Origin of the sequence: Galbibacter pacificus (assembly GCF_029603165.1) — a bacterium.
In the GTDB taxonomy this organism is placed as follows: Bacteria; Bacteroidota; Bacteroidia; order Flavobacteriales; family Flavobacteriaceae; genus Galbibacter; species Galbibacter pacificus.
On the sequence record NZ_JAQSVC010000001.1, the window covers coordinates 829,212 to 843,821 of the forward strand.

The 14,610-nt window shown below is 38.6% G+C and carries 17 protein-coding genes; 10 read left to right on the forward strand and 7 right to left on the reverse strand.

Annotated elements, in window-relative coordinates; all coding sequences use genetic code 11:
* From PSF86_RS03385 to PSF86_RS03410, 6 genes are read left to right on the forward strand one after another with little or no spacing between them, the layout of a single operon-like run.
* Entirely contained in the window at nucleotides 1-588 is a 588-nt protein-coding gene (locus tag PSF86_RS03385) for a TrbJ/VirB5 family protein (protein ID WP_277898640.1), read from the forward strand.
* A 2-nt stretch (nucleotides 589-590) separates the two neighbouring features.
* The gene (locus PSF86_RS03390; RefSeq protein WP_277898641.1) at nucleotides 591-1,433 is read left to right on the forward strand and encodes a hypothetical protein; all 843 of its coding nucleotides are present in this window, start codon (nucleotides 591-593) and stop codon (nucleotides 1,431-1,433) included.
* 11 nt (nucleotides 1,434-1,444) lie between these two features.
* The gene (locus PSF86_RS03395; protein ID WP_277898642.1) at nucleotides 1,445-2,059 is read left to right on the forward strand and encodes a conjugal transfer protein TraK; all 615 of its coding nucleotides are present in this window, start codon (nucleotides 1,445-1,447) and stop codon (nucleotides 2,057-2,059) included.
* A 52-nt stretch (nucleotides 2,060-2,111) separates the two neighbouring features.
* A complete protein-coding gene (gene traM, locus PSF86_RS03400; protein ID WP_277898643.1) occupies nucleotides 2,112-3,041 on the forward strand; it encodes a conjugative transposon protein TraM in 930 nt (309 codons plus the stop codon).
* A 31-nt stretch (nucleotides 3,042-3,072) separates the two neighbouring features.
* Entirely contained in the window at nucleotides 3,073-3,906 is an 834-nt protein-coding gene (locus PSF86_RS03405) for a DUF4138 domain-containing protein (protein ID WP_277898644.1), read from the forward strand.
* Between the two features lie 7 nt (nucleotides 3,907-3,913).
* Complete coding sequence (locus PSF86_RS03410; RefSeq protein ID WP_277898645.1) at nucleotides 3,914-4,279, forward strand: nuclear transport factor 2 family protein; 366 nt, start codon at nucleotides 3,914-3,916, stop codon at nucleotides 4,277-4,279.
* Between the two features lie 5 nt (nucleotides 4,280-4,284).
* Here the strand turns inward: PSF86_RS03410 and PSF86_RS03415 are convergent, their stop codons facing one another.
* Complete coding sequence (locus tag PSF86_RS03415; protein ID WP_277898646.1) at nucleotides 4,285-5,073, reverse strand: nucleotidyl transferase AbiEii/AbiGii toxin family protein; 789 nt, start codon at nucleotides 5,071-5,073, stop codon at nucleotides 4,285-4,287.
* Entirely contained in the window at nucleotides 5,070-5,858 is a 789-nt protein-coding gene (locus PSF86_RS03420) for a type IV toxin-antitoxin system AbiEi family antitoxin domain-containing protein (RefSeq protein WP_277898647.1), read from the reverse strand. Before PSF86_RS03420 ends, PSF86_RS03415 begins: the two co-directional genes overlap by 4 nt.
* 179 nt (nucleotides 5,859-6,037) lie before the next feature.
* On the opposite strand from PSF86_RS03420, the gene PSF86_RS03425 reads away from it, so the two are divergent.
* The 4 genes from PSF86_RS03425 to PSF86_RS03440 are packed head-to-tail and all read left to right on the forward strand — an operon-like array spanning nucleotide 6,038 to nucleotide 10,375.
* The gene (locus PSF86_RS03425) at nucleotides 6,038-7,261 is read left to right on the forward strand and encodes an SIR2 family protein (protein WP_277898648.1); all 1,224 of its coding nucleotides are present in this window, start codon (nucleotides 6,038-6,040) and stop codon (nucleotides 7,259-7,261) included.
* Nucleotides 7,251-9,116, forward strand: a complete 1,866-nt coding sequence (locus PSF86_RS03430) for an ATP-binding protein (RefSeq protein WP_277898649.1) — start codon at nucleotides 7,251-7,253, stop codon at nucleotides 9,114-9,116. Before PSF86_RS03425 ends, PSF86_RS03430 begins: the two co-directional genes overlap by 11 nt.
* A 6-nt stretch (nucleotides 9,117-9,122) precedes the next feature.
* Nucleotides 9,123-9,332, forward strand: a complete 210-nt coding sequence (locus tag PSF86_RS03435) for a KTSC domain-containing protein (RefSeq protein ID WP_236979784.1) — start codon at nucleotides 9,123-9,125, stop codon at nucleotides 9,330-9,332.
* A gap of 5 nt (nucleotides 9,333-9,337) precedes the next feature.
* Nucleotides 9,338-10,375: a putative PDDEXK endonuclease gene (locus PSF86_RS03440; protein ID WP_277898650.1), complete on the forward strand. Its 1,038-nt coding sequence runs from the start codon at nucleotides 9,338-9,340 to the stop codon at nucleotides 10,373-10,375.
* Here PSF86_RS03440 and PSF86_RS03445 read toward each other — a convergent pair whose 3' ends face one another.
* The 5 genes from PSF86_RS03445 to PSF86_RS03465 all read right to left on the reverse strand — a co-directional run bounded on the left by PSF86_RS03445 (nucleotide 10,376) and on the right by PSF86_RS03465 (nucleotide 14,581).
* Nucleotides 10,376-11,956, reverse strand: coding sequence for a type IV secretory system conjugative DNA transfer family protein (locus PSF86_RS03445; protein WP_277898651.1), 1,581 nt, complete (start codon nucleotides 11,954-11,956; stop codon nucleotides 10,376-10,378).
* A gap of 9 nt (nucleotides 11,957-11,965) precedes the next feature.
* On the reverse strand, nucleotides 11,966-12,997 hold the full coding sequence (gene mobB, locus PSF86_RS03450) for a MobB family relaxase (protein WP_277898652.1): 1,032 nt from the start codon (nucleotides 12,995-12,997) through the stop codon (nucleotides 11,966-11,968).
* A gap of 11 nt (nucleotides 12,998-13,008) precedes the next feature.
* A complete protein-coding gene (locus PSF86_RS03455) occupies nucleotides 13,009-13,389 on the reverse strand; it encodes a BfmA/BtgA family mobilization protein (protein ID WP_150543776.1) in 381 nt (126 codons plus the stop codon).
* A gap of 545 nt (nucleotides 13,390-13,934) precedes the next feature.
* A complete protein-coding gene (locus PSF86_RS03460) occupies nucleotides 13,935-14,132 on the reverse strand; it encodes a hypothetical protein (protein ID WP_277898653.1) in 198 nt (65 codons plus the stop codon).
* Nucleotides 14,133-14,155: 23 nt separating this feature from the next.
* Nucleotides 14,156-14,581 carry a DUF6876 family protein gene (locus tag PSF86_RS03465; protein ID WP_277898654.1) on the reverse strand — a complete coding sequence of 142 codons (426 nt, stop codon included), beginning with the start codon at nucleotides 14,579-14,581 and terminating at the stop codon, nucleotides 14,156-14,158.
* Nucleotides 14,582-14,610 lie beyond the last annotated feature (29 nt).

A 14,610-nucleotide genomic window follows, 5' to 3' on the forward strand; every position in this document is an offset into this window, starting at 1 on the left:
ATGAAGACAAAAATCAAAACAATCTTGTTCGGACTAATCTTTACGGTTGCTTTTTTATCGCCCGGCGGTGCTACCGCCCAAGGGATGCCTGTTTATGACAACACAAATTTTATCAGCCTTGTCAAATCTCTCGTGGAATCTGCCAAACAGACATCAAACCTTGTGAAGACCGTGAAATTTCTAAAAACCCAGAAAGAGAATCTTGAAAAGGTCAACAATGTGGTCAAGCAGTTAAAAGCTGTTCGGGAAATAGGCCGGAACAATCAGCGCCTGATCAACGTGATGCAAAATGATTTAAGTGATATTCTTGACAGTCCTTACATCAAACCCGATGAAGTGGCAAGGGTATCGGAATCGTTTAGTGCCATTGTAGAAAATTCCTTGGACACAATGGACTTTATCGACCAGATCTTGTCCAGCGATTACCTAAAAATGAGCGATGCCGACCGTGCTGATATCCTTAAAGAGAAAGAAGAGGAATCTAAAAATATGGTTTCGGAAATCACATTAAAAACCAAACGCTATCGCGACATCATTTCCTTCAGGAAAATGCAAGATAAAATCAATAATAGGGAAACAGGATATTAATTATGACCTCGGCAATAATCTTAGGGATAGGTTTGGAATACGTCGATACCGTTTTCCAGACCATACAGAACAGCAGCTTCTCGCAATATACCATTGCGGGAATGAAAACGCTTGCGGTACTGTTTTTTCTGATCAATATCCTCAAAAAATACAATGAGGGTGTTGCGGATCAGGGTGGTTATACCTGGGGGTTGAGCCCGGGGGAATTGATCAAAAACTTTGCGGTCGTGCTTCTGGTCATTTTTTCAACACAGGTACTGGGATTTTTTGATGGTATCTTGGTGGCCATAGAAGGACAATATCGGGGAACTGCTCCGGCTTTGTTGCCCTTGCAGATGCAGGATATTCCCATTGAGGAAGAGGTAAATATTATAAAAGCAGCCCAGGCCGCAATGTCTTTGCTTTATGAAGCTTTGGTAACACCACTTTTCGGTTTTAAGATATTTGCCTTCGTCGTGAGTACAATATTATGGATTCTCGATTTATTCATTTACCCATTATTCCTTGCGGAACGTTTCTTCTTGTTGGGGATATTGCAGGCATTCTTCCCTTTGGTCATAAGCCTTGCCGTTTTTGAAAAGTTCCGTTCGCTCGCCTATAACTTTTTCAAATTGTACGCTGCGGTTTATATGCTGGTACCTGCGTTCTTTCTGGTCAATGTATTCGTCAATGCGCTTTATACCGAGATAAATACCAATTTCTGGACAAATTTGTTCGGAACCGATGTGGGCAGCGGCTTTTTTGCTCCGGTAGTACAGCTTGGTTCGGTCGGTTTTATCGTCTTTCTAAAATTCAAACTGTACCGACGCGCGACCTCATTTACCCTAAAATTATTTACTGCCTAAAACCCATTCAAATGAAAACACCTTATAAAAATATTTACGCAGTCCTTAGAATTAATCGGTTCATCGTCTTGGCCGTTGTCATTTGCTCCGTTTTGTCCAGTTTCTTTGCCGTTTGGATGGTATTCAACATCAATAAAAAAGTCCTGAACAATGCCTTTGCGATCAATACCGATGGAAGTATTATTCCCCTAAAACTCGTTACCCAAAAGGAAAACTTTAAGGTGGAAGCCTTGGCCCATTTGGAACTGTTCCACAATTACTTCTACAACATTGATGCAAGCAATTATGAAAAGAACTTGGAAAAGGCACTTTGGTTGGGTAACAGTTCCGTGGACAATCTCTATCGCCAAAAGAAGGCCGATGGTGTCTATAATCGGCTCTTGCAGTATTCTCTTGTTCAGAAAGTGCTTAGCATTGATTCCCAAATCGAAGAAAAGAACGGGGCTTACACCTTCAGAACGGTTACCGTTTTTGAGATCAACAGGGGATCGATTGTCGATACCTATGAGCTGGTTTCCACCGGAAACCTTATTGCCGTTGATCGGAATTTCCCCAACAATCCCCACGGGTTATTGATTACCAGCTATTTTGAAAAATCCCTTAAAAAAATAAACGATGAAAATTGAAAACCCATAACCTGACCGACGGTCTGCGGGTAGGTATTTAAAACCAATGATTATGAAGATAGAAAAGAACAAAATAGTATTTGCGGCCGTCTTGGCGGTAATATTCATTTTCCTGATCTCCTATTCTATTATGGTAATGGGCGATGATGAAAGCGAAAATGAAAGCCTCAAAGAAACATCGGTTCCTGCATTGGAAGAAGATCAAAAGGAATACGATTCCAAACTGGATGCCATCAATGACTTGAAGGAAGTGCGTGAAACCAATGCACCGAGCATCTACGATGAAAAGTTGATTGATTCTGCGGGCTTCTACGATCCGGGTTTACCTGAACGTGAAAAAGAACGCATAGTGGATAGTATCTACTCCGCTGGGAAAATCGAGTATTCCAAAAAAAGTTATCGGAATATTGGTGTTAAGAAAACTGTTACCAAGGTCGCAAAAGTAGTTGACTCCGCAGCAATAAAGGCCGAACAAAAAATTGCGGCTAAGGAAATGGGGTTGGAACACCAGTTATTCTTTGCCTCTGATCCAAAGGAAAGTGCTGTTTCCGTTTCCGGCACAACGGATGCAGTAATTTATGCGGTCGTGGATGGCGACCAAGTGGTCAAGGCAAATTCACGCTTGCGGATGCGCCTGACCAAAGCCGCTACCGTTAATAACAAACGGATTTCAAAAAATACTCCAATTTATGGTTTTATCAGTTTCCAGCCGAATCGTGTATTGATTGAAATTGAAAACATTCAACATCATCCCACAAAACTGAAAGCATTCGATCTACAGGACGGTAGTAATGGCATCTATGTGGAAAACAACTTTCGTGCAGAGGTCACCAATGAGGTTGTCGGCGATATGGTGGACGACCTTAATATTGTCGGTGTACCACAAGTAAGCGGTTTCAAAAAGATCTTTCAACGCAACCACCGGAACGTAAAAGTTACCGTACTCAACAATTACAGACTAATCCTAAAACCTAAATTATGAGCCTATAATGGGCATTTAAAAAATCATTCCTATGAAAAATCTTATTTTTATCTCAACATTTTTATGTGGCACAGCCTTCGCAAAAGCGCAAACACCTATCACACTCGATACGATTTATGCGAATGACCAAAAGAACGTAGCCTTGTTCTTCCCTGAACCCATACGTCAGGGGATTACAGGATCTGATAATTTTGTATTTACCTACAATCGCGAGAAAGAACAATATTTTGGATTGCTTCAGGCAAAGCCGGGAAAGGAAAGTAATCTTCTGGTGGTCAACAGAAATGGTTCAGTTTTTTCGTATATTGTAAGGTATAAGAAACAGCTTGATAGACTGAATTATTTTATACCGAAGTCTAAAAGCATCGGTAATGAAAAGCCCATTGTTGCTGATTCGACAAAAGTAGATGTGTTTAAGAAGGAGTTGGGAAATGAGGTCTATTATTACCAAAAATTCTGTTCCTATCTAATTGATCGAAAGCAACGGATTGGCCGGATAAAAAAGCGGAACGAGGGCATCGTTTTAAGTGTTGAAAACATAGTTTTCGACAAGGATGAATTGTATTTCGTGATCCAGATTGAAAATAAATCGACCTTGGATTACGATCTGAATTTCTTAAAATTATCGGTAGAGACGAGACAAAAGGGTAAAAAGAAATCATTGCAAAGTCTTTATCAAGAGCCTATTTTTAAATATAATCTGCCCACCAAAGTAGTTGAAAATGAAACCGTTAGATTGGTTTACGTGCTGCCAAAATTTTCGATAAGCAATGACCGCAGGGCGGTTTTAGAGATCAACGAAAAGAACGGGGAAAGGTACTTAAAATTAAAAATATCGCATAGATTTATCAATAACCCAAATTAAGATCGTTATGAAAAGAATAGCCATTTTTTCGTTAGTAGCACTTTTTCTGTCCTGTGCCGGGAAACAAGACCTTTCGCCGAGCGAAACTTCAAAAATCGTGGTGGAAAGTTTCTACAATAAAGATAATACCACCCTAAAAAAACATACCACCCCCGAAGGTTACAATGGCCTTAAATCGATACAAGATTTAATGGCAGCAGGCAAATCAGGGGATTCCAATTTTAAAGTGCTGGAAGAAACTGCCGATGGTAAGACCGCTTGGGTAAGGTTTACAACCTCTTATGAGGAAAATCCTGAATTGTTCAAGCTTCTAAAGGTAGATGGTCAATGGAAGGTTACGCAGCAAGGGCCAAGGGAAAAAGGACCTTTTTGAAATAGTTACATTCTGGGGATAAACGCTTCTTTCAACCATTGAAAAGCAGTTTTTTGATCGTAGTTAATTTCAGGTCGTAGCAAACCTTCCATATCGCCTTCAAAAGCTGCATCATTTTCTTTAGCTTCCATATTTTGGAGAAATTCTCTTTGGGAAGGGACTTTGCCAACGGAAAATTCCATATATTCCCTGAAGCACTTGATAATTTCATCAATGTTGATATCCTTATGTTGTCTGGAATAATCCAGGTCGAACAGATCCCTTCCTTTACTTCGCTGATAAAGCGCCCTCAACTTCGTGCCCAAAAGTTCATTGATTTTATATGTTTTAATATCAGCTCTCCCCGAAAACCAAGGGTTCGCCATTTCAAAAGGGAAATCTACCCAATCGAGTACGTTGAAGTGTTCTTTACAATTAATCTCTAACTTGAGCCGGCGACGTTCATTTTCATATTCTGAATTAAAACGATATAAGGCCTTTGCTCCGTGCCCCCTCACTTGTGTGCGCCTATCTTCTTCAAAAAAGGTAATGACCTCGCCTATGCGCTTCATAATGGGTTTGATAGGACCTTCCTTAACCTGAACAAGGTCGATATCTTCGGAATACCTTGGAGCGGGGTTGAGATATAGTTTATGTAAGGCTGTACCACCACGGAAAGCAAGGTTTTCCCTCAGAAAATCGTCTGCAAAAATTGCTACCAATGTGCGGCTTATGATCAAATCCTGCTCAACTTGTGCAAATTCTTTCCACGGTGCATATTCCCGCCATTGGGCTATATAGGGTCTTGAAATCATAGGTCGCCTTCTAATTTTAGATTGATGTCCACTTTCCATTTATTATCCACCGAACCAGGTCGTTGTTGGTTGGTCGGCTTCAATAAAACCGGATGTATTTTTTGATTTTCCAAATGTTGAAAAATTAAATTTGACAAACGGTTCTCTTGATCTATTTCATCCAATAAAAAACCCAGTCGTTGGAGTGTGGCTTTATTGCCATACCAACTCAATAAATCTTCAAGGTCTTTTTGTGTAACTTCTTCCAACAGTTCTTCAATGGTGGATAGCATTCGGTTCAGCCCCCCCAATTTATTCTGATAATGTACCAGATCGGCCAAGGTCAGAGAGGGACTCGAAATTTGATAAGTTCCGGCATCCGATTTTCTTTTAAGGATATTTTTTTCCGGCCAAGCGGAAGTCGTCAAAAAACGGATATCAATTGTCGATTTTTGAATATCCAAAAGTTTGGGAGAAGATGTCATCACATAATCGCGTTGGGCTTGTTGATGGCTTGCGCCGTAAACTTTGGCCGCGCTGTAAAAACCCAAATAATACTTACGGTCTAAATAATCGAAAAGTTTATCAATGTAGAGGCTTATGGGAAGTTTTCCAAAATTGGAATATCTGGGGGTAAGAATAAGGTAGAAGCCTTTTCTTAGATTAATGACTTTGTTCCTTTCGATCAAATGTGCCAATTCCAGCCAAATTGCATTTTTGCTCTTTGTGCTCTGTTGTATCAGTTCGTCTAAAGAAAAAGAATATTCTTCCATAGACAGCAATTTATTGATATATTCTGACACCATAACTTTAGTAATTATTAGAGCAATATATGCTTTTTAGACATAAAACTAAAATAAATACTATAAAATTTATACTTATTCATAAAATCTAAAATTGGGTTTATTTCAAACAAACTTGAAAAGTTGGAAGCAAATTCTAAAAGTTTGTTAAATTTACTCAAAAACAGAAATCAATCAACAATATGGATAATTATCACGATCCTATTAAACATATTAAGTTTTTACGCCAAACATTATCCCAAGATAAAAAACCAATAGGCTATTTTATATCTGCTGGTTGTCCTCTAGCGGTGAAATTGCCGAAAGAGCAATGGCCTTTAATCCCAGATGTAGCCGGATTGACCCAATTTCTAAGTTCGGAACTATCATCAAAAACAGATGTCAAAAATGATTATGATAAACTTTTAGATGAAATAAGTTTAGCTCAAAAAAGTATTAAAAATATTGAAGATATTTTGAGTTTTATAAGAGGTTTGAAAGATGTTTCGGTTGGTAACAGCGTTAGAGGTTTTAGCAATGAAGAGCTTATCAAACTCGAAAGCGAAATTTGCACGAAAATCGTAAGTAAATTGGATGTGGAATTACCAAATAAAGAATCCCCATATCATAAACTTGCAAAATGGATATCAATAGATCGTGAGAAACCTGTCGAGGTATTTACAACGAATTACGATTTGTTAATGGAACAAGCCTTTGAGGACTTATCCATACCCTATTTTGATGGTTTTGTCGGTTCAAGACAGTCATTTTTTGACTTGAGATCAGTTGAAGACGATTTAATACCAAATCATTGGACACGTCTTTGGAAAATTCACGGCTCTATTAATTGGTTTCAAAAGAAAAATCATCAGGTATTCAGGTCAAGCAGAACTAAAGAAATAGACGCTTCACAGCTAATTTACCCATCCCATCTCAAATATGACCAAAGTAGAAAAATGCCTTTTTTGGCTTTGATGGATCAACTTTCTCGCTTTTTGAGAAAACCTAACGCATTACTTATTATCTCAGGTTATTCTTTTAACGACGAGCATATAAATGATTGCATTTTAGGTTCACTAAGAGCGAACCCAAATAGTATGGTAATTTCGATGTTATTCGGCTCTTTAACTGAGAAAAATAAAGAAAATGATTCAACGACTGAAAAGTACCCTAAAGGTGTGGATGCTGCATTAAACAGAGGCAATCTTGCTATATGGGCTAAAGACGAAGCGATAATTGGTACGGTTAGAGGCAAGTGGAAATTAGGAGCCTTATTGGAAGATGAGGATAATTTAGCTAATTGTCTGTCTAAAAGGGATGACGAAGAAGCAGCTCTTTGCGATTTAGATCTTGGTGATTTTTCAAAAATGGGGGATTTCCTTCAAGCTTTAATCGGATATAATCAAACTCTTTTGGATGAAAAATAACTCTACTTATCTTGGTTCCGTACAAGACGTTAGTGGCACTACCATTAGAATAGCAATGGTCAACGATTCACTATCTGGTTTGACATATGTAAATGGTGAAGGTTACAAAATTGGACAAATTGGAAGTTTTGTTAAAATTCCAATTGGATACAATTTTTTGTTTGGAATTATTACTCAGGTCGGCGCAAGCGCAGCACCAGAAAACGACCAACCTTATGGAAATAGATGGATAACTGTACAACTGGTTGGGGAAGGACATCGATCTGGTGAATTTCAAAGAGGGATTTCTCAATATCCAACAATTAGTGATGAAGTGCATTTAGTATCTGAAGTAGACCTAAAACGAATCTATGGACAACCAGACAAACCATACTTTGTAAATATTGGACATATTGCGGGAGCCGAATCTATTCCAGCTTTGGTGGATGTAAATAGGTTAATTACGAGACATTCGGCAGTAGTTGGAACAACTGGTTCAGGAAAGTCAACGACAGTTGCAAGTCTGTTAAATGCGCTATCCGATTCTGAGAAATATCCATCATCACGAATTTTGGTGTTTGACATACACGGAGAGTATGGACAAGCTCTAAAAGATCGAGCGAATATTTTTAAAATTAACGCTGACAAAAGCGAAGGAAGTCAAGAAAAAGAATTGGTTATTCCCTTTTGGGCCTTAAATTTTGAAGAATTATGTGATATCAGTTTTGGAAAATTTGCTGCCGAAAAAGATCAAAATGTAATTCTAGAAAGAATTCAGCAAGCTAAGTTGAAAAGTTTGGAAAAACATCCTAAAACCGGAATCGACATAGATAACCTTAGTATTGATTCTCCCATACCATTTAGCTTGAATCATCTATGGTATGACCTTTATACCGAAACGCTAGGAAAGTTCTATCCGGACAAGGATGGAACGATTATGGAAAATCTTGCTTTTGAAACTGATGAAAATGGAGATAAGATATTAGGTGATCCAGTTCGGGGTATTCCTCCTATTTTTAAAAAAATAAATACCTCCAAAGCAAATGGTGATCGAGTTCAATACTTGCCTGAAACCCCTTTAAATAATAGCCAACAGTTACATTCATTAGGTTCAAAGTTGAGAATTCCAAGGTATGATTTTATTTTCAAACCTGGGGATTGGACTCCAAAAAAGGATGGATTTATAGAAGAAGATTTAGATTCCCTGATAAAAGGTTGGATAGGAAGCGACAAGCCAATTACTATTTTGGATTTATCAGGTGTTCCAATAACTATTTTAAATACAATTATCGGAGTTTTACTGCGTATAGTTTATGAAGGCTTATTCTGGGCAAGAAACCTCTCGCAAGGAGGCAAGGAACGTCCATTGCTTTTGGTAATGGAAGAAGCTCACAATTATTTAAACTTTGAAGGTAGCGCGTTATCGATTGTGCAAAAAATTGTAAAGGAGGGTAGGAAATATGGGATAGGCTCAATGATAGTTAGTCAAAGACCGTCTGAAATAAATTCTACAATTCTTTCACAATGTGGTACATTCTTTGCTCTCCGATTGGCGAACTCTACTGATCGCGCACACATAACAAGTGCTGTCACAGATAATCTGGAGGGTCTTACAAGTATGCTCCCAATATTAAAAACGGGAGAAGCTATAATCTTAGGGGAATCGGTAAAGCTTCCTATGAGATCGCTTATCAAAGCTCCACCGAAGGATAAAAGACCTGATAGTCAAGATCCGATCGTATTCGATATTGTTGATACAGAAGAATCTTTAATGCCTGGGGGTTGGGGCAACAAAATGGAAGAAAGCCCTAACTACGAAGAATTTATTGAGGCCTGGAGGTCTCAAAATCCTAAAATTAGTAAAATTATCAAATAAAGTATTATGAATAGAAAACCAGTAAAATCATCAAACATAGCATCTATTGGCTATGACGACAATTCATCCACATTAGAAATAGAATTTAAAAACGGCACGGTCTATCAATATTTTGACCTTCCAGAAAGAGAATATAAAGGGCTTATTGGTGCTGAATCCCACGGAACATATTTAGCCCAAAGTATCAAAGGAAGGTACAGGTACTCTAAAGTTTAAGCAAAATGATAAGACTCAATCAACAACTGAAACGAGTTGAAGTAAAGGAGTTTGAAATTGAGAATCAAATAGTCTTTAATTATTTTGATAATCTTCCCGTGTCTGATCGTGATGAAAAATTATTAAAAGCTATTTATATTGGTGTCCTCGCACTTATGGAAGATCGACTATCCGCATTTTTATCGAAAACATCAAATGAACTGGGTACTGAACTGGAGAGTTTGAAGATGATTTTTGAAATGAAAAAGGAACTTTTCTACAAATCGGCAATAAAAGGAAATTTGGCTGAGGATGAAGTCGCGGAATTTCTAAATCAGTACTTTAAGGATAAGCGGTTAAAAGACAAAGCCTACTTAACTGGAAATGTACAAGGTAAAATTAACCGAAATAAAACTGGTGATATAGTCTGCGAAATAGAAGGGAATGAAGACTTAAAGATTGTTATTGAGTGCAAGTTTGATAAGAGTATCAAATTTGGAGATATAGAATCAAAAGAAATTTTTACTCGTAGAACCGATACAGCCTGGAGTCAATTAATAGAAGCTCAAGCAAATAGGGATTCAAAGGTTAGCCTTATCGTATTTGATATTTCTCTCGTGGATAACTCAATTCTTAAAGCATTTGAAAATGTGGGCTATATTCCCTCTATTGGTTTTATCGCCATAATCGATTCCCAAAAAGGAGATTATTCAAATTTGGCAATAGCTTATATGTTGGCAAGGGATATAGTCTTAAATGCCAAGGATGTTAAAGTCGATAAGAATATTTTAGCTATTCTGGTAAATCGAATTATTAAGGACATAAATGAAATATCCCTAGTTAAAAATCTAGTTGAGAATAATATTGAGAATAATAAAACAATTTTAAAACAAATTAAGAAATCTATGTTGTTATTAGATTTCAACCAACAGTATCTAAATAAATTTTTAGAAGATGGAACTTTGGATAAAAATGATCTGTTGGATTTTTATATGGGTGAAGATGTGAAGGACAAATATAAAATTATTGAAAAGGAAATTAATGAAAATTTTAATTTATCCTAATTATTCAAATATTGACCTAGCCTCCTCATAAACCTTTTTAAAATTATCCTCTAAATCCACCTGAGAAAACTGGTTGGCTTCTTCCGGCAGCTCTCTTTGAATATTCTGCAATTTAAATTGCACCTTTTTGTCTTTCCCATCGGCATAAGTGATAAACTCGCCCTGCTTCAAGCGAAAGAAAACATCTGCCCTAATTTTCGGGATTTCCTTTTCTCCGGTGGTTATTCGGGTATCAAAATCCAAGTTATGGCCACGACTCACGCTTTTGGTCGGATCCTTAATAATTTCAAAAAAGCGTTCATAATATTTTGCGGTGTCCGGATCGTTGACCTTACCGAAAAACTGGTAGGAAAGGTTGCTCAATATCGCTTTGCTTGCCTTGTCGCCGTACATCATATCATTCTGTATCTTGTCCTGCATCACGTAGATGGTGGCAATATCATAACTCCGCAGCGTGGCCGGAATACGGTGCATATTTAGTAAGCGTATAGTCGGCGCTTCTTCCATCAACAGGAAAGAAGGTTTGGAATTCCGCACACTCATTTGTTTGGTGATCGTATGGATAATGGTTGCAATAACAGGCGAATAAGAAGTTTCAAATTTGGGATTGTTTACCACCGAAATCACAGTTGGATTTTCAGAACTATTTATATTGAGTGGCACTTCATCCGCAGATAAGGTCATAAAGATGCGTTGGGTGCTGATTCTTTTTAGCGCATTGGCCAAGGTGCTTTTTACCCCGGCGGTCTGCCGTTCCGAGTCCTTACCGCTAATAAAGGCATCTGCCATTGCCCGTGATGTCGTATTGGTTTCCAAAAACTGGATTAGGCTGTTCGTATCCAAATATTGATAAATGGCAATCAGATGGGGAAGGGTACAGAATTTTGGGTACGAGGTTTTAAGTTTCCAAATCAGACCACCGATCAAGCCTTCGGCAGCATCGTTGAAAAATTTGGTCGTTCCCGAAGTGCCGGATTCCCGTTGCTCCAATAGATTTTCGATCAACACCCTTGAAACCTCGTTTACGCTTTCCTCGTTCTCTAAATACCGTGGGGCAATAGGATTTACCCTATGGATGATTTTGTCAAAGGAAATGACCTTAAACGGGATATCGTTATCCTTGAAAAGCGGATACGCCATTTCCGTCAGTTCAAAATCCTTGTAGTCGTGAATAATTCCGCAGAAACCTTCTTTCTGGAAATGTCTTAGAAATCCATATACCACACTTTCGGTCTTTCCGCTTCCGGCCGAACCTATGATGGAAGCACCTCGCTTTACATTTTCCAATATAAAACTTCCCTTGCTTGTTGGAAAACTTACACGATACTTGCTCTCGGCACTTTTTGGCTCGTCCGTTTTATGCAAAAAAACGTACAGTCCGGTATTGATTAGCATCAGCGGGCAAACCAGAACCAATGATATCGAAATTAAGTCACTAACGCTAGATAGGTAAAACACCAAAACCCCGAGCAAAACCACGTTTAATATAAAAGCAAAACGCGTCAATCTGTACCCCATATAAAATAGCGTGCTTATTAAGCCAATAATTAACAGTATCGTTGTAAGATTATCCAGTTGCATAACAAAGATTTAGATTCCGATGGAACTTGATTTGATGGCCACGTCCAAACCTTTGCGCAGCTTGTTGAAAACTTTTAGGGCAAGCTGTGCCTGATTGGTCGGGATGCTGGGCATTATCGGGATGCCCGTTTCCCGCATCAGTCTAAAAGCGATTGCCTTTTCATTGGTGGGCAATTTCATCAAGGAAGCAAAATAAATTTTCGGGTTCTTGATGAAATTTTTTCGCGCCTTATATGTTTCCGCAAAGTTCCGCTGATAGCCAAAAGTCTTATCAAAGGTATTTTCTGCATTTTCAAAAAATCGATCCCGGTCAAAGCCCCGTTTGACATTCTTGCCGTTCATCTCAACATCGGAAGCCTTGTATTTGCTCCCGGGCGAAAGGCTGAACGAATTGGATGCATCCTTGCGGCTCACGATAATATGGATATGGCTTTGGCTTCCGGCCTTTGGCATTCCCTGGACAATCCTTTTCCCATCCTGTTGATGTGGGGCTTGTTTTTCTAATTTTGCGATTTCCCGTTCCCGATTCCCAATACTTCCTTCCATCGAGCCGGTTTCAATACTTCGGATCTCATTTCTTAGCTGAAGTATTTTGGTGGCAAAGGGTTGGTTTTCCCTGATCTTTCTGTCCGTTCCCTTAAAGGTTCGTTGATGTTCGATTTTAGCATAATATTTAATGTCATTGATAGACACAGGTTGCCCATTGATCTCACGGTTGAACGATGCCACATAATCCTTCATCAGCTCACGGGTGTACTTTTTCAGATCTTCACTGCTGTTCTGTAACCGGTTCAGTTCGTACTTCGACGGACTGACCGTGATCGAATAAAATTTCGGTTCGGTCTTTTTCAGTTTGGCACCATTCCCGTCAATATCCTTTACCACTTCTTCCGCTGAAAATTCATCCCCATATTGGTTGAAAAAATGTTCCATATCCTCCTGCTCCAGACCTTGGTTTTCCTTCTCCAGATAGCCCACAAAATCGGCTGAACTTTGGGAATAGTTCCCGCCCAATTTTTGAGGTGTGATCGTGATGTACATAGTTCAAAAATTTATAGTTCGTTGTTGTGGTTTTGCTTTTCCTGAAATCTTACTTTCGGCTTTTCTTCCACAAATTTCTTCTCCAAGATCAAGGGTTTCTTTTTGGGTTCTTCGGTCTGGAAAAGGGATTCGATCATCGCCACGGTGGGTCTGGTCTGGGTCTTTTCCATATCCCGCATTATGGCGATTACCGCATTGATACGTTTCTTTAGATTGGCCTCGATCGTCCTTCCGGTCGGGCCCAGTTTTTCCCGTGGGGATATCTCGTTGTAGTGGAAAAAATCGAGCATCGTGGCCATTGCCTCGGTGTGCGATTTGAAGTGTGTTCTTGAAAATTGCTGGAAACGCTTGGCGGTTTCCTTTTTGAACCTAATGCCGATAAATGAGTCCATAATTCGCCGATTTGTCGCAAATCCTTCCCTAAAAATGGGCGCTCACAGGGCATTTGTCGCAAATTGTAGAAATCTAAATAATCGGCTAATTTTTAAGTATTTAAAAATCAGTTGATTACCAAGGAATAGGAGTGCTTAACATCGCATCGCGTGTTACCCTCTTGCTACTCCTTTTCGTTCGCCACAGGCGAACAAAAATTTCGTACAATTTGGCTAAAAGCCAATTGCCAATTTCAGGGAAAAGATTTCCCGTTATGTAATTTTTCGATGGGCAGGGTTATCGGCGAAAGTCAAAAAATGGATACCCCTGCGTAAAGTTAAATGCTGAATTTCAGCGGAATAAAGATAGGTATTTTTCAACTTATGGGATATAATTTTCTTAAAAAAATAGCTTCTGTTTTTAGAAAAAGTATTAAATTTAAACAGTAGACCTTTCAAGGTCTAAAGGACAAAGGGAAAATTCAGGTAACAGCGAATTTTCCCTTTTTAGTTATTATATGTACCCCTGAAACTTCAAAGGTATTTCCATTCCTATTTAGACAATTTCAAATATTAAATACATAGGTATAACTGTATAAATTCCTTAGTGCTTCTTCCTCGATCATCACATCAAAATTGGTGCAATGTTCTTTGGCAAACTTCCGGATATCATCGCCAAATTTTTGTTCAACGTCTTTTTTGGAACTTTCCAAAAGGCGTGCTTGGGTTTCCCCGTTCAGGTCTGAAAAATTTAGATAGATCATAATTTTTTAGGTTTATGAATGGGTCAATATTCGCTTGGCAACATCAGCGTATTATCCACAAAAAACAACCGCAGTTCATCCAATGGAAAATCGGTAACTCGATAGCCGTGTTTTCCAAAAATGTTCCCGTTTCCATCGCTGTACGTTATCTCGGCTTCGTACCCAGAATGATCCTGTTTCTCCTTAGGCAACCGTTTGAAGTCTATGGTTATAAAATAGCTTTTGTCCATTAAGGTTTTGGCAAATGCGGAAGTGTCCGTAATGAGCCAAAAACATTCAGCAGCTTCCGCCAAATATTTCAGTCCGTTGGTGTAACGGGTTCTTAACAATGGGATTTGAAACACGGTTTCCGAACCGTGAAAATATTGCAATCCCGCTTTGATTTCGTTAACTTGTGCTTTACTCATCGGTAAATATTTGTTTTGGTATTCGTGAATCTTCGATTTCATTTTGATTTCTATTTATGGAGTTAATAATG